The organism is Lysinibacillus sp. 1 U-2021 (assembly GCF_029916965.1).
GTDB classification, from domain to species: Bacteria; Bacillota; Bacilli; order Bacillales_A; family Planococcaceae; genus Lysinibacillus; species Lysinibacillus capsici.
In genome coordinates, this window is the sequence record NZ_CP123966.1 from 1,813,544 (window position 1) to 1,838,292 (window position 24,749).

Consider the following 24,749-nt stretch of genomic DNA (forward strand, 5'->3'; position numbering starts at 1 on the left):
ACTATGCCCGGAGCTATCTAATGGTGTTAACACGTTTAATAGCCCACTCCGAGGGGATGTCGGATCTAGTTGTATCGCCGGCTTCCAGCACGACCGGCTCTCTGGTAGATACAAGGCTCTAGAACCTTTAACCTCATCAACGTTTTTATTTATCTAGTTGTTAAATTTTCATTACGCCTCCAGTGGAAGCGCTCGTCACTAATTTTGAATATCTTGCTAACCAACCCCGTTTGATTTTTGGCTCAAAGACTGGTAATTTTGCACGACGTTCAGCTAAAACTTCATCTGAAACTTGTAAATTAATCGTACGATTTGGTAGATCAATTTCGATAATATCTCCGTTTTCTACTAAAGCGATTGGACCGCCTTCAGCAGCTTCTGGTGAAATATGGCCAATTGAAATACCACGAGATGCACCTGAGAAACGACCATCTGTAATTAATGCAACCTTTGTACCAAGGCCTCGACCTTGAATGGCAGATGTTGGTGCAAGCATTTCTGGCATCCCTGGGCCACCCTTAGGTCCTTCATAGCGAATGACGACTACATGGCCCTCTTTCACCGTTCCATTATCAATGTTTTCTTGTGCTGCTTCTTGTGAATCAAAAACAATTGCCTCGCCCTTGAATACTTTGATAGAAGGATCAACGGCCCCTACTTTAATAACAGAGCCATCTGGTGCGATGTTACCGAATAAAACGGATAATCCACCTACAGCACTATATGGATTGTCTTTTGTTCGAATGACTTGATCATTCGTGATGTGATAATCTTTGACAAGCTCACCCATTGTAACGCCTGCTACGGTTGGACGGTCTGGATGAATAGCACCTGGAATAGATGTTAATTCATTAATAATGGCACTTACTCCACCCGCTTTATTAATATCATCCATTGAAATATCTGAAGCAGGCATGATTTTTGCTAAATAAGGCACTCTTTCCGCTACTTTATTAATATCTTCAATGTTGTAATCTATTTCGGCTTCATTGGCAATTGCTAATGTATGAAGAACTGTATTTGTGGAGCCCCCCATTGCCATATCAAGAGCAAAAGCATCATCAATTGCCTCTTTTGTAATAATATCGCGAGGTTTAACGTCTTCCTTGACCATGCGAATTAATTGCTTAGCTGCTTCTTTAATCAGCTTGTGACGCTCTTCAGAAGTGGCAACGATTGTACCATTTCCAGGTAAAGCAACACCAAGCATTTCCATTAAGCAGTTCATGGAATTTGCTGTAAACATGCCTGAGCATGAACCACACGTCGGACAAGCATTATTCTCAATATCCAACAGCTCTTCCGCAGACATTTTTCCTGATTTGTGTGCTCCTACACCTTCAAACACAGATGTTAAGGAAAGCTGTTTCCCTGCTGCAGAAGTTCCTGCCTCCATTGGACCACCTGAAACAAAGATAGATGGTACATTCGTACGAACCGCTGCCATAAGCATTCCTGGTGTAATTTTGTCACAGTTTGGAATATAAAATACGCCATCAAACCAATGTGCATTAATAACTGTTTCAGCAGAGTCTGCTATAATTTCACGACTTGGTAAGGAATAACGCATACCAATATGCCCCATTGCAATACCATCATCGACACCAATTGTATTAAATTCGAATGGAATACCACCCGCTTCAATAATAGCTTCTTTCACTACATCAGCGAACGTACGTAAATGAACGTGACCTGGTATTATGTCGATATAAGAGTTACAAACCCCAATAAATGGTTTGCCTAGATCTTTTGCTTTTACTTTGCCTGTTGCATATAAAAGACTTCGATGTGGCGCTCGATCTACGCCTACTTTAATCATGTCACTTCTCATTTTAAACGCCCCTCATTGCTATCCATACTATGTTCGTTTCTATAGACAAAATGTTCTGTCTTTTTAATTTTTGTTTATAGAGTAATAGTCTCTTAGACGATTACCGCTGTAACGAACGTGTTAAATTGTTGTTATCATAGTACGAAAAAAAGGTCTCGTCAACAGTATTTTTTGAATTGTTTAAACAATTCAAAAAATCTGTCAAAATTGAAATCGTTTACATGCTGATTAAGCATCAGTTTTATCTCGTTTTGATAAAAATTTTGACATTTCGTTCAAATTTTAATTTTTCAATAATAAACAACAATAAGTAAATAAATAATTCCCATATATTTGAATAACTTAAATCATCCAACCCTAGAGATAACGCTTACAATAGAAACAATTTTTTTAAGTATCCTGTAAAAAATACTTGTTCAGGATCATATTGGTGTCGAATGCTTAAAAACTTTTCAATCTCTGGATACAACGCATAGACCGTTTGCGCTGTTAAATGATGTTGTTTTCCCCAGTGAGGACGACCTTCATATTTTTGCATCAATGTATGCACCCATTTAAAGTAAGGCTCTTCTGCCATTCCCTTATACATATGAAAGGCTATAAAAGCCGACTCACGCCCTTGTGTTGGACTTAAAAAACCTGCTTCGCCTGCAGTTGTTCGACACTCTAAAGGAAAATGAACATTAAAAGTCCCTTTTTTAAAGGTTGCATGGATTTCCTCCAAACAAGCTGCAAACTGTGATAGTGGGATGGCATATTCACTCTCTTGGAACTTCACGCTACGAGGTGAGGGATAAATTTCATAGCTTATCCCTACTTTTTCACTTTCTACCACATTGGCAGCCGCTATTTTGCTCATGGCACCACTTAAACCTGGTTTCCACTTACAAAGCTCTGACATCGCAAAGAAAGCACCATTTTCTACTATTTGTAGCTTTAACGTTTCTATTTTTTTATTCCATTCACTTTGAAAGACAGGCGCGACCGCGTTCATCCGTTTTACTTGAATTGTTTCACTACCAGGGAAATAAAACCACTCCACATGACGATGTTGACGAATATCCCCCGCAAATAACGAGAGACCATTTGTTAATGTTTCTCTTGCCCCCACATAATGCAAACCATATAGTGGTATGACTTTAATCGTTACTTTGACCAGAACACCTAGCATCCCAAGAGATACATGCAGTGCTTCAGATAAATCATCCATACCTCTCCTATGTTCCTGATAAGTACCCGTACCGTCTACAAATCCCCATGCCTGGACAGCTGACGATAGAGAACCAAGTGTAACCCCTGTACCATGTGTGCCAGTTGACACTGCTCCTGCTATGGTTTGCTCCTGTATATCGCCCATATTGATTAACGCAAAACCGTGTTTCGCTAGCATTGGTCCAATTTCATATAGGTAGGTCCCCGCCCATAATGTTGCCTCCTGCCTTTCCTCATTCACAGCGATTAATCCACGCAGATTATGTAAGGAAATGGCTATATGCTCAGGCATAGCCACAGCGCTAAAAGAATGAGCAGCACCTGTGACACGGATTGTCTTTCCTGATTGACACGCATGCTTCACAATTGCTGAAACTTCATCAATAGAGTGTGGTAAATAGATTTCACTCGGATAGGAAATAACATTACCAGCCCAGTTTGTCCACTTTTCACCATTTCGCCATTTTTCTATAGAAAACATTGTCCATCCCCCCTATATGTTGTGTAATGTCCTGCATACTTGTTCCCACGAATAGCATGGAGGACCTGAAAACGCTCACAAAGCTCTCCAGCCTTCGCATGTCGAAAATAAATGGTATCGCCAATATGGACACTCTTCCCTTTGACCTTAATGGGTGTTTGCACTTCCCCTGCGCCTTCTAGGCTAAGATATGCAAAAGTAGTAGGGTCATAGAATACAGGCAAACGATCCATCCCAATGGCTCCAGAAGCCGTGTAGCCTCCCCCATGACAAACAACGATATTTTTTTCCGGCATTCTTGTTACACGTAAGGCAAATCCAGCAGCCTTTTCTAGCTGTAAATGTGTAAATTGATCGAACAATGCAGGTGCATAAAAAGCTGAGCCAACTGTAATTTCCGTTACTTCCTTCTGTTGATTGGTGTACGTCATACTTCCCGATCCTCCACCATTCACAAAGCGCAGATTGGGAAAATAGGCCTTGATATGGGCGATCGCTAATCGACGAAACTGCGTTACTTGCTTTTTGGCTTGTACTTGCATGGCTTCTATGATTCTACCTTTTAAAGCATTTGCAGGACGATTGCCAACCCCTGCTATTTGTGCCTCATAGCCCATCGCTCCTACCACTTCAATTACAGGGGTATTTTGAATGGTTTGTAAAAAAGGTGTCAACGTTTCAAGAGAAGACAATGACGAACGTTTTGTTCCAAAATACAATACTTTAAAATCATTAGAAACATTAAGATCAATACAAACCTGTACACGTACGCCAATCTCTTGTCCTAATTTCGCCAATAGTTGGATATGTTCTGCTCTGTCTACCATAAAGGTAACGATTTTTCCTTCCTTTACAAAATGCAACAATCGACGAATCATTGCTTCCTCCATTACTGGATAGCCAAGCAATAAGTCATCAAACTGCTGCTCCAATAAAAAAAGGGTCTCTGCTGCAGTAAATGTCATAACCCCCACAACATTCACAAGTTTTTTCTGTATATAACGAAGGACCTCAATAGAACGAATCGATTTTGTTGCAATACGAATTTGTTTTCCACCACAAGCATCTTGAACCATTTGTATATTTTTATCTAGTGCATCTAAATCTAACCATGCAAATGGTCTTTCCAAATCACAAAATGCTTGATCCAATCTTGACGTCATTTCATCACTCCCTTGTATAAACTATGTATTAGACATTTAGCAGAACAATTCCTTTTTTCAGTTAATTAAGCATAATAAAACAACCGTGAGCCTGTTTTACAATAAGACTACACGGTTGTTTTAATAGGGGATAAACATTTTATTCACCTTTCTATTAAGTTGATTACGATGCGTATAAGAATTCAGCTGCAAGATTTAGCATCACTAATAAATGCAAACCAGCAATTAAAAACCCTTGACGATTTAAACGTTTCATAACAGCCATATTCATACGACCACGCTCCTTTTCTACATTATAATTCCTTTATACAGAATTTTCAAACTATTAAAAAGTGGAAATTTACCCATTTTTCTTTCTCTACTCTAAAAATTCTCCCCAAAAATAAGGAATTGTACAGGGAATTGACATTCTGTTTCAATAAATAATGTATTTTTTCACGAATGAAATGGCTATTGTAGTAAATAATTTAGTTAAATGGCTGTTTTTTATTGTTACTGGCGTTTCATTCATTTCTGGTACGAATTGAATGCATGAACATACTATAGAAGTAAGCGATAATCGGTGTATGTACAATATAGAAGTAATTGTAGTTAATGTGGACATTTTCACAGTAATTTATGCAGTTGGATTAGCTATAAAGTGAGCACAGCAAAGGAGCTGCATTCATTTGTCTACAGCCTTATTTACAACATGTAATAATTACTAAACAAATCACAGTGTTTAATCTACTCCATTCAGGGTATAACTAAGTAATCGCCATTATATCTTAAATTTAAGGAGATGAAAGTAATGATTAGTTTCATTTGGTATTTAATTATTGGAGGAATTCTTGGATGGTTAGCTGGCGTCATTTTAGGTAAAGATGTACCAGGCGGCATCATCGGGAATATTATTGCAGGGATTGTCGGTTCTTGGATTGGTAGTATGGTTTTAGGGAACTGGGGCTGGAGAGTAAGTGATTTCTACGTGTTCCCAGCACTAATCGGTGCCATCGTGTTGATCTTTATCGTCAGCCTTATTTTAAAAGGTATGCGTAAAGCAACTTAAATATGTAATGAAGAGCCATCCAGTGTGATGGCTCTTTATTATTTTCCATGTAAAAGAACAGCTGCTTGGAGCTCATCGTGAAAATCATCATACAACTGGTAGTAATATAACACATCCTCAACATATTTCTCGCTATGGTTGTATTGATAAACAGCTTTCTTAATATTCCCTGTCGCAGCACCGTATTTAGATAAGTAATTCGCAGCACTAAATACTGCATCCTCTATATCATAAGGATCGGCTATTCCATCCCCATTTGCGTCAACACCATATCCTCCGTATTTAGCAATTGTCTCAGGACTCATTAATTCAGTTTTCGTGATACTTCCTTTACCTAAACCTGAGCATGTAGGATGCTGCCAGCCAACGAATGTACAGGGCATGAATTGCATATGCCCCTCTGCCCCAGCAGATGATACCATTGATTTTACCGTAGAAAACCGTGTTTCAATACGATGATGAGCAGCAAGTAATGTCCAGGGTACACCATATTTTTCTTCTGCAGCTACATAAACGGGAATGTATTGCTCAGGAATTTTCATATCGAAATGCTGTTGAATCTCCTCAATTGCCTTTTGCTGGACAAGCTTTTCGAATATCGGTAATGTTTGAAGCTCTTTCCAAGTAAAAAACGTGAGGACATACACGGTAATTGCAATTGGAATCAATAATGCTATCATACCCAATTTTGTCGCGGGTGATAACATGGGTTTGTTATTCTTTTTCTTTGCCATACGTCACACCTAATCTAGTATTCTTTTTCTATATTACCAAATTTTCCGTCATGTGCAGTATATCTTTTCATTTTGAAAGATTGAAGTCTTCCACATCTATGAAAGTACATCATTTCCACCATGAAAGCAGTTGAAAGGTTTGGTAAAAATATAGTAAAATACAGATTGATTCGTTTATTGGTTATTAATAGGGAGGAATTTATTTTGTGGAAAGACTTTAAAGAATTTGCGATGAAAGGCAATATTGTCGATCTAGCAGTAGCAGTAGTTATTGGTGGTGCTTTCGGTAAAATTGTTACCTCCTTAGTTGAAAATATCATCATGCCATTAGTCGGTGTTTTAACAGGTGGTATTGATTTAACAAAGAGTTTTGTTTTTGGCTCAGGTGAAGCCCAAATCAATTTTGGTGTATTTCTACAATCCATCATTGATTTTTTAATCATAGCATTTGCCATTTTTATGGCCTTACGAATTATGACAAAGCTCACACGTAAAAAAGAAGAAGCAGTCGTGGAAGAACCAGCACCTGAACTCGATGCCAAAGAAGAGCTTCTCAAAGAAATTCGCGACTTGCTAAAAAAAGAACAAGCCTAACATGTTGTTAAAGCATCTGTCTCTCAAAGGAGGCAGATGTTTTTATTTTGCATCCTTTACTTTTTGTGTTCTATCCGCTACTTCAAAACCTATCCCTCACTTTGTCTGTTCTATCCGCCACTTTTCACGTTGTATCCGCTACTTTTCACGTTCTAACCGCTACTTCAAAACCTATCCCTCACTTTGTCTGTTCTATCCGCCACTTTTCACGTTGTATCCACTACTTTTCACGTTCTAACCGCTACTTCAAAACCTATCCCTCACTTTGTCTGTTCTATCCGCCACTTTTCACGTTGTATCCACTACTTTTCATGTTCTAACTGCTACTTCAAACCTATCCCTCACTTTGTCTGTTCTATCCGCCACTTTTCACGTTGTATCCACCACTTTTTACGTTCTATCCGCTACTTCAAAACCTATCCCTCACTTTGTCTGTTCTATCCGCCACTTTTCGCGTTGTATCCACTACTTTTCACGTTCTAACCGCTACTTTCTATCTTCTATTCGCTAACTTAGAAACTATTTATTTCGCATAAAGCCACAGTTAATCTCCTACTATTCCTAGGTGATTAACTATAAATAATCTAGCTAATTTTCAGAAATCACCTTGTTCTTCTTTAGTATCCATGTTAAATTGGTAACAATTATTGAGAATACTATTAAATTGAAAGCGAAAGCTGTTGCTTTTAATAATATTGAAGAAAAGAGTGACGTCATGACATTAAACAGAAGTATAGAAACAAAGCTTGTACAACTTGGTAATTTAAGTGACCCAGCAACAGGAGCTGTGAGCCCACCCATTCACTTATCGACTGCTTATAAACATACTGGGATTGGTGAATCTACTGGTTTTGACTATACACGTACAAAAAATCCAACACGTGCTCTTTTAGAAGCAGGAATTGCTGATTTAGAGGGTGGCGATATGGGCTTTGCCTGTAGTTCCGGGATGGCTGCCATTCAATTGGTGTTATCCCTATTTAAACCAGGCGATGAATTAGTCGTGCCAGATGATTTATATGGTGGTACATATAGACTATTTAACTTCTTCCAAGATACTTATAATATTAAGCCTGTTTATTCAAAATTTGAATCGGTTGAACAGGTGGAAGCATTGATGAATGAAAATACCCGTGCAATATTTATTGAAACACCAACAAATCCACTTATGCAGGAGTTTGATTTACAAGTGTATGCGGAGTTAGCACATAAGCATGGGGCATGGCTAATTGTGGATAATACATTTTATACGCCATACTTCCAACGCCCTATTGAATTAGGCGCAGATATTGTGCTTCATTCTGCAACGAAGTATATTGGTGGTCATAATGATGTTTTAGCTGGGCTAGTGGTTGCTAAAGGCACAGAATTAGCCGAACGCATTGGCTTTATTCATAATGGTAGTGGTATGGTGCTAGGAGCTATGGATTCATGGTTACTTATTCGTGGTCTAAAAACAATGCATCTACGCTTAAAGCAACATGATGCCAATGCGAAGGCAATTGCTGCTTACTTAGAGGAAGAAGAGTTAGTGACCGATGTCCTTTATACTGGAAAAGGTGGCATGCTGTCATTCCGCTTGCAAAAGCCTGAGTGGATTGACCCATTCCTTCGTAACTTAAAGTTAATTACTTTTGCTGAAAGTCTTGGCGGTGTCGAAAGCTTTATTACGTATCCTGCTACACAAACACATGCAGATATGCCTTATGAAGAGCGTGTGGAGCGTGGCGTTTGTGATCGTTTATTACGCTTCTCTGTTGGCATTGAGGAAGCAGAAGATTTAATGGCAGACTTACGACAAGTGTTTGATATCCTTAGAAAAGAGGCGTAATTGATGAAGCACCGTATTGAAACAAGCCTCATTCACGCAGGTGTTCGTGATGGCTATAGTAATAAAAAAGGGGCTGTTAACGTCCCGATGTATCTGTCGTCTACTTTCCATCAAGAAAGTATAGATGAATTTGGAGAATATGATTATGCTCGTTCAGGCAACCCTACAAGAGATGCGTTAGAAAAAGCTGTAGCAGAGCTTGAGGGTGGCGTTCGTGCCCATGCATTTTCATCTGGTATCGCTGCCGTATCAGCAGCATTAATGCTGTTATCGCAGGGAGATCATATCGTCATGACTGAGGATGTTTATGGTGGAACCTATCGTTTTGTAACAAAGGTGTTGCCGCGCTTTGGGATTTCCCATACATTTGTAGATTTTACGGATCTAGCAGCTGTAGAAGCAGCAATCACGCCAGCTACAAAACTACTTTATATGGAAACACCATCAAATCCAACGTTAGGCATTACAGATATTCGTGGTGTAGTGGCGCTTGCTAAGCAACACCACTGCCTCACATTCTTGGATAATACTTTTATGACACCGTTACACCAACGCCCACTAGAACTTGGTGTAGATGTCGTCATTCATAGTGCAACGAAGTTTTTATCTGGACATTCTGATATTATTGCTGGCTTAACGGTTACTGCCGATGAAAAGCTAGGTCAGGATCTCTACTTTATCCAAAATTCATTCGGTAATATTTTAGGTGTACAGGATTCATTCACACTACTACAAAACATCAAAACAACAGATGTACGTTTTAGTCGTTCTGCTGAATCTGCACAAAAAATTGCTGTGTATTTGGCTAGCAATCCACTAGTTGAGCAGGTCTACTATCCAGGGCTTGCTTCACACCCTGGCTACGCTATTCATCAACGTCAAAGCACAAGTCCTGGGGCCGTTTTATCCTTCCGACTACCAAGCTATACAGCTGCAAAGGCATTGGTTGAGGCGATGACAATTCCAGTATTTGCGGTCTCTCTTGGAGGAGTAGAATCTATCCTTTCTTACCCTGCAAAAATGAGTCATGCTGCTATGGAGCCTGAAGAGCGTGCTAAACGAGGCATCACAGATGGTCTTCTACGTTTTTCTGTAGGACTTGAGCATGTTGATGATTTAATTGCTGATTTTGCACAAGCCCTAGAGATTGCTGCCAAGGCTTAATTGAATCAACATAAAAACCGCGTCCAATTGACGCGGTTTTATTATGATAGGTTCAATTTCTCACCTTTGCTAACAATCGGTATAAATAATCGCCATGCCCCTTTGCTAGCAGGGCATCTTGCTCAGCTGAAATCCAATAGAATGAAAAGATTAAATCCCCTTCGTTTAAGCCTGTTGGATGATGTTGCCATGCATCCCGTGTTTCATCGGATGTTAAATGATAAAAATACCGTTTCTGTAAAACACCTGATGGATGGTTAAAATAATCCTGTGCTATTAGCGCTTGAACGACAAGTGTGGTTAGACCTGTTTCTTCTAGCATTTCACGTTTCACAGCATCTAAAGGTGTTTCCCCTTCCTCAACCGTACCTTTGGGCACCTGGATACCTGCCCCAACTGAATTCTGTTCAAATACGAGTACCTGTAATTGATCCTCATGCGTTCTCGTGATATAGCCAAAAGCTTTTTCAATTACTTGCATGAAAGTGACCCCCTTTGAATGATTGAATGTTACAATAAAGAGAAAAATTGGAATAGCAGGTGAAAAGTGTTGACACTTATTATACGACAGATGCAAGAAAATGACATTACTTTTGTACAAGAAATTGCTAGAATAAGCTGGCATCATACATACGAAGGAATCATTCCACGTGACATTCAAGATCGTTTTTTACAACTAGCTTATAGTCGAGAACGATTAATCGAACGTCTTATCAATAGTCCGTTTCTCGTTGCAATTTTTGATGAATGGCTAGTAGGCTTTGCTAATTTTTCAAATGTAACACAAGGTGAGGCGGAGCTACATGCGATTTATTTACATCCTGATATGCATGGTAAGGGCGTGGGTACTGCACTTTTACAGGAAGGACTACGCATGCTCCCAAATCTATCGTCTTTATTTGTTTGTGTAGAGAAAGAAAATAAACTTGGTATGCATTTTTATCAAGCAAAGAGATTTGTAGCAATAGAAGAATTTGATGAACAATTTGATGGCCATCTACTTAAAACAGTTAAATTGGTTAAACAATATGAAAAAGTGTAACGGTTCTTGCAACTACCGTTACACTTTTATTTATGTAAGATTTATCTGCTCCGCTTGGATAACAAGTGCTGTTAAGCCCGTTATACTACCAGATTCATGTGCCTGTCCTTGATGCCATAGTACTCCCTGTCCAGTTTTTATCGTGATTTTTTCACCATCTTCACCACTAATCCATCCCTCTCCATTAATAACGATAAATAGCTGTGGAATGGGGGCGTCATGCAAACCAACCACACCGCCTGGCTCAATATAGATGAAACCAATCATCGTAGGTACTTCCGTTTTCGTGATTTTTCTATAAAATGTATCGATGGATTGGTATTGATGAATTGGATTTGCTAAATCTTGTGTAAATTGTATGAGTTGCATTTCGCGAAAATCCCTTCCTATTAGGCTAGTTCTTCTTCAGCAAATGCTAAAAGTGTTCCATCTTCTTTTTTAAAATAAAAAGCAAATGCATCATAGCCATTTCTTTTAATCGTTTCCCAGTTAGTGGTTTCTCCATTTATAAGTTGAACATTTTCTTGTTCATCTACCTCATAGTCGTCTATTTCTTCGTCATAGTCGATGTTATAGAAAAATGATAATACGACTTTTGTTTCGGGTAAATTATATTTTTCTAGTGGACGGTTGTCACGGTGATTCTCTGTATACGCCTCACAAAATAGCGCATTATAACCATGTAGCGTCGCATCAAAGAGCAAAATTTCCTCGGCGGATAAAGGATCTTTAGCAACGATTCTAGCGGTTGAGCCTGTAATATAAGGCATTTCCTCCCCTTCAATCATTAGCAAATCACCGTAATACCAAATTTCAAATTGTTCATTGCCTGCACTAGAATGAAGCTGAAACTGGGATTCAACGTCATCTATAATTTGGACGTTTCCTGCAAATTGCTGTAGATAAATGGGAATAGGATTAATCATAGCTTTCCCCTCCTTTTCTGTTAGAAATTACTTCCTTACAATATAATACATCTTTCTTAGTCATAAAGAAAAACCCAGAATTTTTTCTGGGCTTGATGACACTTACTTTTCTAGCATGATTAAAACTGACGGGCCTTTGCTTCACTTCGCAAGAGACGGTTATGGAGAGTAATCTCCGTTTCACCATTTACTTGCGATTTTGATCGCTTAATCCTTGACCAGTTGCGGTGGATTTTTTGAGATTTGGGGTCTAGTTGTTCGAACCTACTCATTTTTCATCCTCCTCATCATTATAGATTTCATAAGTGAAATCTTCTTTATTATGACCAGTTAAGGTGAATTTATACTAATTTCATAAGAAGCTTATTTACTTCACTTTATTAGTTTTCGCTTAACCAAGTTAACGCATATTGTACATATAATTCGGCTCCAACGCGCAAACCATCTTCATCGATAGTAAAATGGCCGTTATGATGTGCCCAGCGTGTATCCTTTTCTGTATTGCCTGAGCCTACTAGAGCAAAACAGCCAGGTACTTCATCTAAGTAAAAGCTAAAGTCTTCTCCACCCATTGTCGGATCATCAATATGATAAGCATCCGCGCCAAAATGTTCAGCTGCAAGGCGCTCGACTAAGCTGGCACTCGCCACATCATTGTTGACGGCTTGTGTACCATATTCATAAACGACCTCTGCTGTGCCACCATAAAGTGAGGCAATCTGGTCAGCATAATGACGAATTTGCGTTTCGATATGTGAACGAACCTCTTTATCAAAACAACGCACAGTCCCTTCTAAAATGGCATCTTCTGCAATTACATTAAAGCGTGTGCCAACCTCCATTTTTCCAATTGTAAGAACGGCAGGTTGAAGTGGATTGACTGTACGTGCCACAACTGTTTGGACATTCAAAGCAAACGTTGAAGCAATCATCACGGCATCAATGGCATCATGTGGTACTGCGGCATGACCGCCCTGCCCTTTAAAGCGCACTTTGAAAATATCAGCAGAGGCAAAGGCAGGACCTCTATTACACTGAATTTTCCCTGTGTCAATTTGTGACCAAATATGAATACCAAAGACGTTATCTACACCTTTCATTGCTCCTTGCTCTACCATCGCTTTTGCGCCTGTAGCTACTTCTTCCGCTGGCTGGAAAATAAAACGAACTGTTCCCTCAATTTCTTCTTGTACCGTATGTAATGTCTTAGCTGCAATCAGCAACATGGCTGTATGCGCATCATGACCACAGGCATGCATCTTACCATCCGTTTTAGAGCGATACGGAATATCTTCTCGTATTTCATAAACTGACAATGCATCCATATCTGCACGTAAGGCAACGGTTTTTCCTTCCTTGCCCCCTTTTAACTCCGCAATAATGCCTGTTGGCTCTGTTCGTCTATATGGAATACCCAGGTTATCTAAATATGCTGCTACATAATTCGTTGTTTCATATTCTTCCCAAGAAAGCTCTGGCTCACTGTGCAATTTTTGACGAATTGCCACAAGCTCACTATTTAATTCCGCAATAATTTCTTTCATTTTATTCATGCTGACTCTCTCCTTCTTTATAGCCAATTGACAAAAATACCCGCTAAAATCACAGATGTTATCGTTACACTAATGAAACCTCCCACAAGCATCGGTGGTAACATATGACTTAACAGCATTTCTCGTTCTTTTTGATCGGCTGTGGACGATTTCACTACTTCATTCGTTAAAATATAATCTGCGGGGAACCCATAGAGCGCTGTTAAGGATACAGCAAACGCTAAATTCGGGCTGACCTTTAAAACTTTCCCTACGATGAAAGAGAAAATATACATACCAATAACTGCTAAGACAATAGACACTACTAATGGCACAATAATACGCATCAGCATTTCAGGGGAAGCCTGTTTTAAGCCATCAAATATAAAGAGCATTAACCCCATAATGGCAAAACCGAAGCCATTTGCTTTTTGCAATGGTTGTCTTTCTAAAAAACCAAATGTCGATGCAAGGACACCAAACACTAGGCATAGCACTAACGCATTGACTGTCACAACAGGTGCTAATGCTGTAGATGTACCATACGCTAATAATCCAACAAGCGCTAAACGGAAAAATTTAAAGTATTCTGTATTGTACTTGGGAGGAATTTTCCTAAATAATTTTGGTTGCTCAGATGCCTGTTCAACATCTTCCTCTACCTGTGTTACCGATTGTATATTCCCTTGCTGGTGTTCTTTTAATAAACGTTTTGCTTCACGCTTCAATACAATGGACGTGATGGGATATCCTGCAAAACCTTGAATGACATAAATTACAATGGCAAAGACGGCTAAATCCTCTAAGCCAGCTGCAGAAGCGCCTTCTGACATCACTAGCGCTGCCACAACACCACCGACTAATGGTGGAACTGCAACAATCATCGTTTTTAAATCAAATAGCAAGGCACCAATTGTAAATAATATGGCGATGATGCCTACAATACCTGCTAAAGAAATAACGATGGCTTTCCACTGGTTTTTCAATTCCTTAAGGGACAGAAGTGTACCCATATTCGTAATTAATAAATACATTAACATCGTGGCAACGACTGGACCAATCCCGGCAATACTAACAATATCTTTCGGGAAGAATGTCCAATAGCCAATTAAAAATAATACCGCACAGACGAACACAGATGGAATCCACGCCTTCGTTCTTGTTGCTACGATATCTCCGATGTAAAGAATAGCAAGTACTATCGTCAGTGCTAACATTTGCGACATATCAAAGAATTCTCCTAACTTAGTAATTTTTTAATGTCATCTATAATAATACTAATTATTCTTAAAATTCTATTTTTACAGAAAAGAAGAAAAACAGCGCGTGAACGAGCATATTCGCGACACTAAAATTACGGTTTTCCAAATATTTAGATTTTAAAGAATTTTCATAAAGCGCTTACAAAAAAATAGAACCATTATAAAATGGTTCTACTTTCTCTTACATGCTATTTTTTGAAACGATTACTTGTGTTCGCATAGATCAATAAAAATATCGTAAGGGCAACAAAAAGTACAAGACCTACATGAAATAACCATTGTGTATGGAAAAATTCGTTTAGTATCCATAAAAGGACACAAAAACAGTAGCCATACATCATTTTTCCCATAAATCTTGCCAGTGCCTTTTCATCATATTGTTCTTTATTTTCCTGTGCCATCGTATGAAAGCCTTCAAGTAGAAAAGCTCCTTTACCTTGCGATAGAACAATGGCGAAGATGAGAAACGGCAGCATGATTATTAAATAGACAAGTACTCCCAAGGTTAATTATCCTACTTTTCATTTTTAATAAATTGCTCAATTGCTGGTAGTAATTCTTCATGCAGTGGCAGCGAAGGGTCTGCATAGGTTGCTAAGTTTTTGGCGCGATCTGCCGGTGCCTTTTTCAATACGTGATTCATACCCGCTAGATAAAGTAATTTTGAGTCTTGTTTGCCTTTCTTCAATGCCTCAGCATCGGCTTCCTTCACTTGTAAATCCGTTGTTCCTTGGACTAACAATACACGGCTTTTTACTTTTGCAAGCTCATTAGCAGGTTGATATTTTAGCAAGGAAATTAGAAAAGGCTGTACAGATGGACGGAAAAGGGCCTGTAGCTCTGGCGAAATATTTTTCACTTGCTCCCCTTGCTTTAAAGCTGTCAAAATATTCGTGGATTCATTAAAAAGCTTTGGTGCTAATTGACCTTTTAATTGCTCTAAAAGCACTTCATCTAACGATCTACCTGCACCAGCTAAGGAGACAAAGGATGCTACGCCTGTCTTTTGAGCCGCGAGCAAACCAATGAGTGAGCCTTCGCTATGGCCAATTATATGGACACTTGTGTAGGCTTTATCAGCCATCAATGTTTGGATAATTTGTACAGCATCATCCACGTATTGGTCAAACGTTCCATCCTCTTCCTTTGTTAAGAGCGCTTGATTGTCACCAAGTCCTCGCTTATCATAACGCACCGTCGCAATGCCCTGTTGTGCTAAACCTTCGGCCAACATTTTCAAGCTATTATTTTTTCCAGCCAAAGCGGAATTACCATCTTTATCAGTTGGCCCCGATCCTGCTATTATCAGTGCCACTGGTGATGGAGATGGGGAAGCCTTTTGTACAGCTACCGTTAAGTTGCCGTTTTGAACGGGAATTTTTAATGTGTCATAGGTAACAGGTTGCTCTTTATAAGCCTTTAGTATTAAAGGAAATTTCCCACCATTTTGTTGAAATGTAGCCTCTATTTGTTCATTTTTGATTGTGCCATTAATGGCAATAGCAGAGCCGTTTAAATTTATGGACACTTTTACTTTATCACCTGTATACGTCACACTTTGAAACGGAAAATTAGATAAGCCCTGTGCTGGCACGGATAATGTACCACTTTCCTTCTTTAAATCAATAATAATCGGTAATGGTCCGTTTGGCGTTTCAATATTCCCTTCCCATTTTCCAATAAACTGTTCATTCATTGCATTTGTCCCCTTTGTTCCTTGATGTTGAGCAGTGACCTCTTTTTGCCCACAGGCAGCTAAAAGTAAAATTGTACAGCAAATCAATAACCATTTTTTCATCTAATCTTCCTTTCTATATGAAAATCACCAATAAAATTGGCAGTAACGTAATCACTATTAAGATGTAACACCATTTGTTCGCGAAATTAACAGTCCAACCAATCCCGAACTTTTTAGGCACTAATAGGGATGGATCATTTTTATTGCAATAAAAAATACCCCATTTCCAGTATTGATCATCTGTGGCAGCTGTTTCATTTGTATGTACCTCATCAAAACGTTCATTACTTTTACTGAGCTTCCAAATGAACACTAGTAAACCACCCAACGTAACGACATTAAAGACAAGAAAAAGTGGGAAGAAGTAGGGAGCTGTTTGGTCTTGTAAAATAACAGTTGTATAGTGTAAAACAACAAATAGAATTGTCATACTAAAATTAATAGCTGCCAGGTACCAGCTTCCGTATTTACGCTGAGTTAACTCCCGATGAATGGATGCTTCTTTGGCCTGTGCACTTAATTGAATTTTGGCACTTTTCATGCCTTGACTCATCATGAAAAAACTAATTTGTATTGCCAATAATATCAGTGGCATACTGATGACTGAGAGCCGCGATTTTTGAGTCCAACCATCGACCTCCCCTGCCCCATTCCAATGTATCGCGAAAACCTCAGGGATTGACTCATAGTTCATGTACGTAAAAGCGATTAATGCAAGTGTGATGATAATGGGTACACTAAAAAATATAGGTGATAATGTTTCCTCTTTCTGACGGATAGACAAATCTGTCACATATATTGTTTTTATTTGTGCCTCCCACTGCTCCTGCACCTTTAATTTTTTCGTTTTAGCATGATAACTCATGTAAAGACCTGATGATAAAAGGAGCATGACATACAAAAGGATAAAGGAAATTAAAGATACCTTCTCCTCTTGTATAGGTGAAAGATAGAGAGCGATTTGACCTACTAGGAATAAGCCAGCAATCCCTGCGATGATTTGGCTATAATGCTTCTTCCACAGCTTTAATTGTGGATGTTTGACATATGGTTCGGGTATGGAAACACCAAAAACAAGTGTTTTTCTTGTTAAATGTGGTGTCATCATTTCCATAATTCCGACAATGATAAAGATGCCTACAATTATAAGCATACTACCCCTACTTCCATTGTTTTAAAATTCGCTGGAACAAACTTGTCATTTGCTCTTTCTCGAGGCCACGCGCAAAAGCCTCCGCCATGATAGGCTTCAAGGCATTTTCGACTTTTTCAACCTCCGTTTCTTCCAGCGCCCTCTTTTGACCACCAATAATGACCGCTTTTGCTTTCGGCTTCAATTCAATTAAGCCCTTCTCTTCAAGCTCATGATAACTTTTACTGACCGTGCTAACATTGATGCCTAGATCTGTAGCCATCGAACGTACAGACGGTAAAGTATCACCATTTTTCAGCTCACCTTGCGCAATGCATTCTATTATTTGATTGGCCAATTGTTTATATAGCTGCAATTCACTGTTTGGATCTAATTGTATTTGCATAATAACCCTCCAATCTGTATTGCTTGTAACCAAACAGAAATCTGTTATGTATATAGTAATACAGATTTTCTTTAATGTCAAATGAAGGAATTTTTTATGGTGTTGAGTAGAGGTTTTTTCACAATAAGGGCGGGAGCCTTCCCTTAGTAGTGCTTTGAACTTCATTTAGAGCGGGTTCTCCTCCCCTAGGAGCACTTTGAACTCCATTTAGAGCGGATACCCCTTCCTTAGGAGCGCTTTGAATTTCATTTAGAGCGGATATCTTGAGTACTTTAGACCCCAAATAAGAAACAAAAAGGACCCAGAATAATTCTGGATCCATGGACACTTATTGCTTCTATTTGATTTTTAACTGGTATGGTTTACACTTCTTCTTAATCTATAGCAAAACAGAATAGTCTGTTTCACCTTTAGGCTTAAGATTTATGAAGCTTCAACCTTCAACAGTTGTGGCGGACTTTCCTGAGATTCTTGGTCTTTGGGTGTTTGACTATTACTACTCATTCTGCATCCTCCCCATCAGATTAGATTAATAAGTGGTTCCTCTCTTATTATGAGCCTTCTTCTATTTTTTATACATGCTTTAGCTTTTTTCTGCAAAGACTTGTTGGGCTATCGTTAAAGCATTTTGCACTCTTGGAAAACCGATGTAGGGTGCTAATTGTAAAAGTGCCTCGACCACTTCTGTCTGTGTCAAGCCTGCATGTAATCCACGCTGAATATGCGTTTTGGTTTGTGGTGCAGCACCTTGTGTAACTACCGCTGTTATCACGACGAGTGCTCGACTCTTTGCATCCAGCCCAGGCCGTGCATAGACATCACCGTAAGCAAATTCAATAATCATTTTGCGTAAATCGGGTGCTATATCGGCTAATGCATCGGATTCAATCATCCGTGCTGCTTCTTCTTCTGTCACATATTGTTTAATTGTTTCGAGCCCCTTTGTAAAACGTTCATTCATTTCTTCATCCCTCCTACATTTACTTATACAAAAACCCCAATTCCGCGTCTCCAGAATTGGGGATTGTCCTTCACATATGTAAGGTTCTCTTCTTTACGTCACCCTCTGGCTCAGTGAAAAAGGATAAAGGTTTTCATAGTGCCTCACAGGACAGCTTTAATGAATATCTATGCAAAAAGTCACAAGGACATGCACGCAAAAATTAAATGGCTACAAGACAGGCTTTCGCTTTTTCAATTTGGATTTTTACTTGTTCAAAGCCAGTACCACCTAAGGAATGGCGGCGGCGAACAGCAGCTTCTGGCGCTAGTACATCATAAATATCCGCTTCAATTAACGTACTTTCTTGCTGCATTTCTTCCAATGGCAAGTCTAATAAATAAATGCCCTTTTGAATACATGTAAAGACAAGCTTACCAGTCACCTCATGTGCCTCACGGAATGGCATCCCCTTTGTAGCGAGGTAATCTGCTAGCTCCGTTGCATTTGAAAAATCAGCGTGAACAGCCTGATGTAAGCGTTCCGTGTTGACAGTCATTGTACGAACCATACCTTCAAAGATTTTAAGTGAACCAAGAATCGTATGAACAGTGTCAAACATCCCCTCTTTGTCCTCCTGCATATCTTTGTTATATGTTAATGGTGTGCCTTTTAACACCGTTAATAAGCCCATTAGATTCCCATAAACACGCCCTGTTTTACCACGAATAAGCTCTGCCATATCTGGGTTTTTCTTTTGTGGCATAATCGAAGAACCTGTTGAGAAGGCATCATCCAGTTCGATAAATTTAAATTCATCTGTAGACCAGATAATAATTTCCTCAGCAAAGCGTGATAAATGCGCCATAAGTAAGGAGGAATGACTTAAAAATTCTACGATAAAATCACGATCACTTACAGCATCCATGGAGTTTGCGTAAACCTCGCTAAACCCTAATAGCTCTGCTGATTTTAAACGGTCAATCGGGAAAGTTGTCCCTGCCATTGCCCCAGCACCTAAAGGTAAAATATCAATACGTTTTATGGATTCTGTAAAACGTTGTTTATCACGCTCTAGCATCCAAAAATAAGCCATTAAATGGTGTGCAAAGGAGATTGGCTGTGCACGTTGTAGATGCGTATAACCTGGTGCAATCGTTTCAATATGCTCTTGTGCTTTGTCTAATAGTGTTTGTTGGAACGTCACAATTAAATCAATTGCTTCCTGCACACGCTTTTTCAAGAAAAGATGCATATCCGTTGCTACTTGGTCATTTCGGCTACGTCCTGTATGTAGTTTGCCACCGACAGGACCTATTAAATCAATTAACATTTTTTCTAAATTTAAGTGTATATCTTCATTGGCAACGCTAAATTCAAGCTCACCTGCGATTGCCTTATCTTTTAATTGGGCAAGACCACCTAGTATGGCCTCTACATCAGCTGCTGGTAAAATTCCTGTGGCACCAAGCATTGTGACATGTGCAACACTACCTTCAAGGTCCTCTAGCACAAGTTGCTGGTCAAAGCCAATGGATGCGCCAAATTCGTCTACCCATGCTTCTGCTGATTTTTGGAAACGTCCACCCCAAAGTTTTGTCATGTCAGCTCACCTTTTCCTCGATTACTTATCAAAAGGTGTAGTATAAGCACAAATGCCTCACCACACCTTGCTTGTTCAACATTACTTTTTATTCACAGATGAGTTCACTACAGTTGGTAGACCCCATAACTCGATAAAGCCTACAGCGGAAGCATGATTGAATTGATCTTCCTTCGAGTATGTTGCTAGCTTTTCACTGTATAATGAATTTGGTGATTTACGTCCTTCTACAATCGCATGTCCTTTAAATAGTTTCACACGTACTGTACCATTCACATATTGTTGTGTTTGCTCAAGGAATGCTTCCAGAGCATCACGTAATGGTGAGAACCATAGACCGTCGTAAATTAATTCGGATAGTTTTTTCTCGATTACTGGCTTGAAGTGTGCTAATTCTTTTACAAGCGTTAAGTCCTCAAGCTCTTTATGCGCTGTTAACAGCACTTTTGCACCTGGAATTTCATAAACCTCACGAGATTTAATACCAACTAAACGATTTTCAACGTGATCGATACGTCCTACACCATGAGCACCCGCTACTGCATTTAATTCTTGAATTAAATCAGCAAGCTTCATTTCTTTTCCGTTTAATGCTACTGGTTTACCAGCTACAAACTCGATTTCCACATACTCTGCTTCATTCGGTGCATTTTCAACAGAAACAGTTAAGCCATACGCTTCTTCTGGTGGTGACACCCATGGGTCTTCCATGATGCCAGCTTCATTCGCACGGCCCCATAGGTTTTGGTCGATTGAGAATGGTGAATCCAATGTTGCAGGAATCGGTACATTATGCTTCATTGCATATTCGATTTCCTCATCACGGCTCCAGCCCCACTCACGTACTGGTGCTAATACCTCTAAATCTGGATTTAATGCTTTAATCGATACTTCAAAACGAACTTGGTCATTCCCTTTACCTGTGCAACCATGCGCAACAGCATCTGCGCCTACTTGATTAGCAATCTCTACTAGTTTTTTCGAGATAAGTGGACGGGAAAGTGCTGATACTAAAGGATACTTTTGCTCATACCATGTATGTGCTTGTAAAGAAATTAATGCATACCCTTCAGCAAATTCGTCTTTCGCATCTACCATATAAGATTCAATCGCTCCTACTTGAAGCGCTTTATTTTTTACGAATTCAAGATCTTTCCCTTCGCCAACGTCAAGACATACTGCAATTACGTCCCAACCTTGTTCTTTTAACCATGGAATTGCTACCGAAGTATCAAGTCCACCTGAATAAGCTAATACCACTTTTTTATTTGCCATTAAAAATGCGCCTCCATTGCTCTATCGATATGTATGTTTATACATTCATTTAAAAGTTTATACACGAATAGTATCATGTTATAAAAATAAATACAAGTGTATTTTTATAAATTCATAGACTTTTATTTTTATTGTCAAAAGTAAGTCGTTCCTTGTATAAGGTTGACAAGAAATCCATGGCAATTCACTCAAAAAAACGTTTTTTTACTATATATATAAATGTATACTATATAAATTTAGCAACGGACGAAAAAAAAGAATCCATGATACAAACTGGATTCTTTCTAGTTACTTAGCTGATCTATCTTATACAATACTTTTTTAGGATTAATCAAAATCAGTAGAACGGCCACCGCCGAATATAAAATGGCATTATACATGATTAAATCAATTAGGTTGCCATTGATAGAGCCGATAAAAAAATTAAAGAGCTGATGAATAATAATAGGAATCATTAAATTCTGATTGATCGTATAAAATACTGTCATGATGATGGTCGTAGCTATAATCGTTAACATAAAGAAGAAGCTATATTTGATCAAATCCATTCCTATAAACCCTGTTGTAAGCCATATCGGTAAATGCCACATTCCCCACCAAAAGCCTATGATAATTGAAGCTATTAATGGCGAATACTTCTTTTGCAGCTCCAGCAGTGCAAAGCCCCTCCATCCTAACTCCTCACCCAGTGGTCCTGACAAAAGCGTTTTAACAAAATAAAAACTGAGCATGCCCCATGAAGACACCGTAAAAATAGAGTTTTCTTCATAATTATTCATGATTTGAAACAAAATCATGATAAAGATAGCTGTTTGTATCATCACGATTAAAACAATTACTGAAAGTGACAATTTGTTTTTGAATTTTTGTTTGACAAAGTGGATAAAACGTTGCCCAGGATAGATTCTTGGAAATAGTAACGCAAAGGCAAAGGTGGATGACCAAGCCGATAGACAGCGTACGGTATCAAATAGCCAAGTAGGATAGCCTAATAGCTTGACGGCTCCTACAACACAGAAAAGTGGCCAAAAAATAATATTGGTTAAAATAATAAAGCTTGCTACTGGTTTTTTTAATTTCTTTTTTCTACGCAAGTAGATCCCCCATTTCATCTGAATATCTTCAGCATAAACCTAGGGGTTGCTCACAGGTCAAACCCATTTTGCCATTATTTTATCGGTACATACATTTCTAAAAAAATACGTTCAAGCCCTTCTTCATAAGTGGTAAGCAATAAGTTGATATAAACAAGCCCTAAAAGCTCATAGCCATTTTCCTTAGCTACTTTTCTTATACCAGCCTCTACTTTATTGTCTGTATTTTTGCCACCTGTTGACCAGCGCCCATCTTCAATAATTGTATAAAGACATTTGGGATGCGCTAAAACTTCACCTTTAATTGGATGATCGCTATTTTCTACTTTCCTGACAACCATAAATTTATTTACGAGCATTCCGCTATCATCGAATCTAATAACTCTTCTTAAAGAAGTAAGAATTACCGCTTTCTTTATACTATCTGCATTTTCTTTTAACGAATCATATTCATCATAGGCTGTATAATGATCTATTACGCCCATTATTTCTAATGGTTTCATTTCCTTTATAGTATACGTGCCTAGATATTGGCTAATTTTTTGACAATCCTCTTTTACAAGCTGGAGCTTTTTTAATTGTAGCTTTTTATAAGCTATTTCCTCTAATACTTCTTGTTCCTTTTCTACTAACAATGATTGGATGCCCTCTATACTCTTGCCTTTTCTCAATTCCTGAATCTTTTTGATTTCAAAATCAATTTCTCTATAAAAATTGATTGTTGTAATGTCGTATATATCAAAATGATTGTAAGTTCTATACCCATTTTCACTATTTTGCTGGGGCTTTACTAATCCCTTTTCTTCGTAAAATTTTAAGGTATCTCTAGAAACTCCTAAAAATTTTGCAACTTGACCAATTGTATACATCTAAGTCTTCCTTTCATCTCTTCCTCTTTACTACTATAGCTACTATTATATGTAAATATGAAAAAAACCGTAGACAAGCTCGTGAAGCATGTTTACAGTTTCAAATGTTGTTATTTCTTATGGAAAAATGATTTGCCTAGCCATTCAATGGTCGCAGGGGCTAATGCATACAATTTACTCGACAATCCCATAATTCTAGGTAGATTAATCTCACGAACAGGACGATCAATCGTTTTCACTGTCTCTTTGGCTACTTCCTCCGCTGACAATAAAAAGCGCCCTAAGGATTCTCGGTAGCCACTTGTATCATTGGCTTTATCTAAAAATGGTGTATCAATGGGACCAGGATGGATGGCTGTCACTTTTACATTGTACGGAGCTAATTCCATACGCAATCCATTGGTAAAACCGACAATAGCATGTTTCGTCGCAGCATAGACACTCGCTTTTTGTGTGGCCACCTTCCCAGCCTGAGAACCAATGAATATTAAATGGCCCTGTTTACGCTCTATCATCTTAGAGGCTAATCGTTTGGCAAGATAAATGGGTACGCTAACATTTAATTCGATCATTTGCGCAATATCCTCATCCTGTAAAGCAGGGGCTACAGCAAACTTCCCTACACCTGCTGAAAGAATCGCTACATCAATCGGTGGTAGCTGCGCACAAACATCATCAAGTGTATGTAGATTGGTTAAATCCGCTTGGATCACTTGAGCACCTAAACGCTCTAGCACCTTTAGTGCAACGGCATTGCGACCTGTGGCATAAACGATATGCCCTTGAGCTACTAGTAATTCAGTTATTTTTAAGCCAACCCCACTTGTAGCTCCTGTCACAAAGATTGTTTTGTTAGGATGTTTCATGTATAA

General features: G+C 38.8%; 25 protein-coding genes. 5 read left to right on the forward strand and 20 right to left on the reverse strand.

Annotated elements, in window-relative coordinates; genetic code table 11:
• Positions 1 to 160: 160 nt before the first annotated feature.
• The 3 genes from ilvD to QH639_RS09260 all read right to left on the reverse strand — a co-directional run bounded on the left by ilvD (position 161) and on the right by QH639_RS09260 (position 4,687).
• A complete protein-coding gene (gene ilvD, locus QH639_RS09250; protein ID WP_004231412.1) occupies positions 161 to 1,831 on the reverse strand; it encodes a dihydroxy-acid dehydratase in 1,671 nt (556 codons plus the stop codon).
• A gap of 370 nt (positions 1,832 to 2,201) precedes the next feature.
• A complete protein-coding gene (locus QH639_RS09255; RefSeq protein WP_281115972.1) occupies positions 2,202 to 3,524 on the reverse strand; it encodes a D-arabinono-1,4-lactone oxidase in 1,323 nt (440 codons plus the stop codon).
• Positions 3,512 to 4,687: an amino acid deaminase/aldolase gene (locus QH639_RS09260; protein ID WP_131521506.1), complete on the reverse strand. Its 1,176-nt coding sequence runs from the start codon at positions 4,685 to 4,687 to the stop codon at positions 3,512 to 3,514. The genes QH639_RS09255 and QH639_RS09260 overlap by 13 nt, the downstream gene beginning before the upstream one ends.
• Positions 4,688 to 5,477: 790 nt before the next feature.
• Between QH639_RS09260 and QH639_RS09265 the strand changes: the two genes are divergently transcribed.
• Positions 5,478 to 5,735, forward strand: coding sequence for a GlsB/YeaQ/YmgE family stress response membrane protein (locus QH639_RS09265; protein WP_004231402.1), 258 nt, complete (start codon positions 5,478 to 5,480; stop codon positions 5,733 to 5,735).
• 38 nt (positions 5,736 to 5,773) lie between these two features.
• On the opposite strand, the gene QH639_RS09270 is transcribed toward QH639_RS09265, so the two are convergent.
• Positions 5,774 to 6,469, reverse strand: a complete 696-nt coding sequence (locus tag QH639_RS09270) for a lytic transglycosylase domain-containing protein (protein WP_281115974.1) — start codon at positions 6,467 to 6,469, stop codon at positions 5,774 to 5,776.
• Positions 6,470 to 6,673: 204 nt separating this feature from the next.
• Here QH639_RS09270 and mscL point away from each other — a divergent pair, with 204 nt between their 5' ends.
• The 3 genes from mscL (at position 6,674) to QH639_RS09285 (ending at position 10,058) form a co-directional block, all read left to right on the forward strand.
• Positions 6,674 to 7,063: a large conductance mechanosensitive channel protein MscL gene (gene mscL, locus QH639_RS09275; protein WP_009370295.1), complete on the forward strand. Its 390-nt coding sequence runs from the start codon at positions 6,674 to 6,676 to the stop codon at positions 7,061 to 7,063.
• Between the two features lie 715 nt (positions 7,064 to 7,778).
• On the forward strand, positions 7,779 to 8,894 hold the full coding sequence (locus QH639_RS09280; RefSeq protein WP_131521508.1) for a methionine biosynthesis PLP-dependent protein: 1,116 nt from the start codon (positions 7,779 to 7,781) through the stop codon (positions 8,892 to 8,894).
• Positions 8,895 to 8,897: 3 nt separating this feature from the next.
• The gene (locus QH639_RS09285; RefSeq protein ID WP_131521509.1) at positions 8,898 to 10,058 is read left to right on the forward strand and encodes an aminotransferase class I/II-fold pyridoxal phosphate-dependent enzyme; all 1,161 of its coding nucleotides are present in this window, start codon (positions 8,898 to 8,900) and stop codon (positions 10,056 to 10,058) included.
• A gap of 52 nt (positions 10,059 to 10,110) precedes the next feature.
• Here the strand turns inward: QH639_RS09285 and QH639_RS09290 are convergent, their stop codons facing one another.
• Positions 10,111 to 10,539: an NUDIX hydrolase gene (locus tag QH639_RS09290; RefSeq protein ID WP_004231389.1), complete on the reverse strand. Its 429-nt coding sequence runs from the start codon at positions 10,537 to 10,539 to the stop codon at positions 10,111 to 10,113.
• A 69-nt stretch (positions 10,540 to 10,608) separates the two neighbouring features.
• On the opposite strand from QH639_RS09290, the gene QH639_RS09295 reads away from it, so the two are divergent.
• Positions 10,609 to 11,100, forward strand: coding sequence for a GNAT family N-acetyltransferase (locus QH639_RS09295; protein ID WP_281115975.1), 492 nt, complete (start codon positions 10,609 to 10,611; stop codon positions 11,098 to 11,100).
• Between the two features lie 30 nt (positions 11,101 to 11,130).
• Here QH639_RS09295 and QH639_RS09300 read toward each other — a convergent pair whose 3' ends face one another.
• The 15 genes from QH639_RS09300 to QH639_RS09370 all read right to left on the reverse strand — a co-directional run bounded on the left by QH639_RS09300 (position 11,131) and on the right by QH639_RS09370 (position 24,743).
• Entirely contained in the window at positions 11,131 to 11,469 is a 339-nt protein-coding gene (locus QH639_RS09300) for a cupin domain-containing protein (protein ID WP_281115976.1), read from the reverse strand.
• Between the two features lie 20 nt (positions 11,470 to 11,489).
• Positions 11,490 to 12,026, reverse strand: coding sequence for a hypothetical protein (locus tag QH639_RS09305; RefSeq protein WP_054549220.1), 537 nt, complete (start codon positions 12,024 to 12,026; stop codon positions 11,490 to 11,492).
• A gap of 119 nt (positions 12,027 to 12,145) precedes the next feature.
• Positions 12,146 to 12,298 (reverse strand): YpzG family protein, encoded by a 153-nt coding sequence (locus QH639_RS09310; RefSeq protein WP_004231380.1) that lies wholly within the window; start codon positions 12,296 to 12,298, stop codon positions 12,146 to 12,148.
• Positions 12,299 to 12,406: 108 nt separating this feature from the next.
• Positions 12,407 to 13,579 carry an amidohydrolase gene (locus tag QH639_RS09315; protein WP_281115978.1) on the reverse strand — a complete coding sequence of 391 codons (1,173 nt, stop codon included), beginning with the start codon at positions 13,577 to 13,579 and terminating at the stop codon, positions 12,407 to 12,409.
• Between the two features lie 17 nt (positions 13,580 to 13,596).
• Positions 13,597 to 14,784 carry a hypothetical protein gene (locus tag QH639_RS09320; protein WP_281115979.1) on the reverse strand — a complete coding sequence of 396 codons (1,188 nt, stop codon included), beginning with the start codon at positions 14,782 to 14,784 and terminating at the stop codon, positions 13,597 to 13,599.
• A 224-nt stretch (positions 14,785 to 15,008) separates the two neighbouring features.
• The gene (locus tag QH639_RS09325) at positions 15,009 to 15,323 is read right to left on the reverse strand and encodes a DUF3784 domain-containing protein (protein ID WP_281115980.1); all 315 of its coding nucleotides are present in this window, start codon (positions 15,321 to 15,323) and stop codon (positions 15,009 to 15,011) included.
• 11 nt (positions 15,324 to 15,334) lie between these two features.
• Positions 15,335 to 16,618 (reverse strand): alpha/beta hydrolase, encoded by a 1,284-nt coding sequence (locus tag QH639_RS09330; protein ID WP_281115981.1) that lies wholly within the window; start codon positions 16,616 to 16,618, stop codon positions 15,335 to 15,337.
• 13 nt (positions 16,619 to 16,631) lie between these two features.
• Positions 16,632 to 17,711: a DUF1648 domain-containing protein gene (locus tag QH639_RS09335; RefSeq protein ID WP_131521516.1), complete on the reverse strand. Its 1,080-nt coding sequence runs from the start codon at positions 17,709 to 17,711 to the stop codon at positions 16,632 to 16,634.
• Between the two features lie 7 nt (positions 17,712 to 17,718).
• Positions 17,719 to 18,096: a GntR family transcriptional regulator gene (locus tag QH639_RS09340; protein ID WP_054549216.1), complete on the reverse strand. Its 378-nt coding sequence runs from the start codon at positions 18,094 to 18,096 to the stop codon at positions 17,719 to 17,721.
• 583 nt (positions 18,097 to 18,679) lie between these two features.
• Entirely contained in the window at positions 18,680 to 19,057 is a 378-nt protein-coding gene (locus tag QH639_RS09345; RefSeq protein WP_112118372.1) for a carboxymuconolactone decarboxylase family protein, read from the reverse strand.
• Between the two features lie 202 nt (positions 19,058 to 19,259).
• Complete coding sequence (gene argH / locus QH639_RS09350; protein ID WP_009370279.1) at positions 19,260 to 20,639, reverse strand: argininosuccinate lyase; 1,380 nt, start codon at positions 20,637 to 20,639, stop codon at positions 19,260 to 19,262.
• Positions 20,640 to 20,720: 81 nt separating this feature from the next.
• On the reverse strand, positions 20,721 to 21,914 hold the full coding sequence (locus QH639_RS09355; RefSeq protein WP_281115982.1) for an argininosuccinate synthase: 1,194 nt from the start codon (positions 21,912 to 21,914) through the stop codon (positions 20,721 to 20,723).
• A gap of 284 nt (positions 21,915 to 22,198) precedes the next feature.
• The gene (locus QH639_RS09360) at positions 22,199 to 23,008 is read right to left on the reverse strand and encodes a CPBP family intramembrane glutamic endopeptidase (RefSeq protein ID WP_131521518.1); all 810 of its coding nucleotides are present in this window, start codon (positions 23,006 to 23,008) and stop codon (positions 22,199 to 22,201) included.
• Between the two features lie 74 nt (positions 23,009 to 23,082).
• Complete coding sequence (locus QH639_RS09365; RefSeq protein WP_281115983.1) at positions 23,083 to 23,877, reverse strand: MerR family transcriptional regulator; 795 nt, start codon at positions 23,875 to 23,877, stop codon at positions 23,083 to 23,085.
• A gap of 110 nt (positions 23,878 to 23,987) precedes the next feature.
• On the reverse strand, positions 23,988 to 24,743 hold the full coding sequence (locus QH639_RS09370) for an SDR family NAD(P)-dependent oxidoreductase (protein ID WP_281115984.1): 756 nt from the start codon (positions 24,741 to 24,743) through the stop codon (positions 23,988 to 23,990).
• Between the last annotated feature and the right edge of the window lie 6 nt (positions 24,744 to 24,749).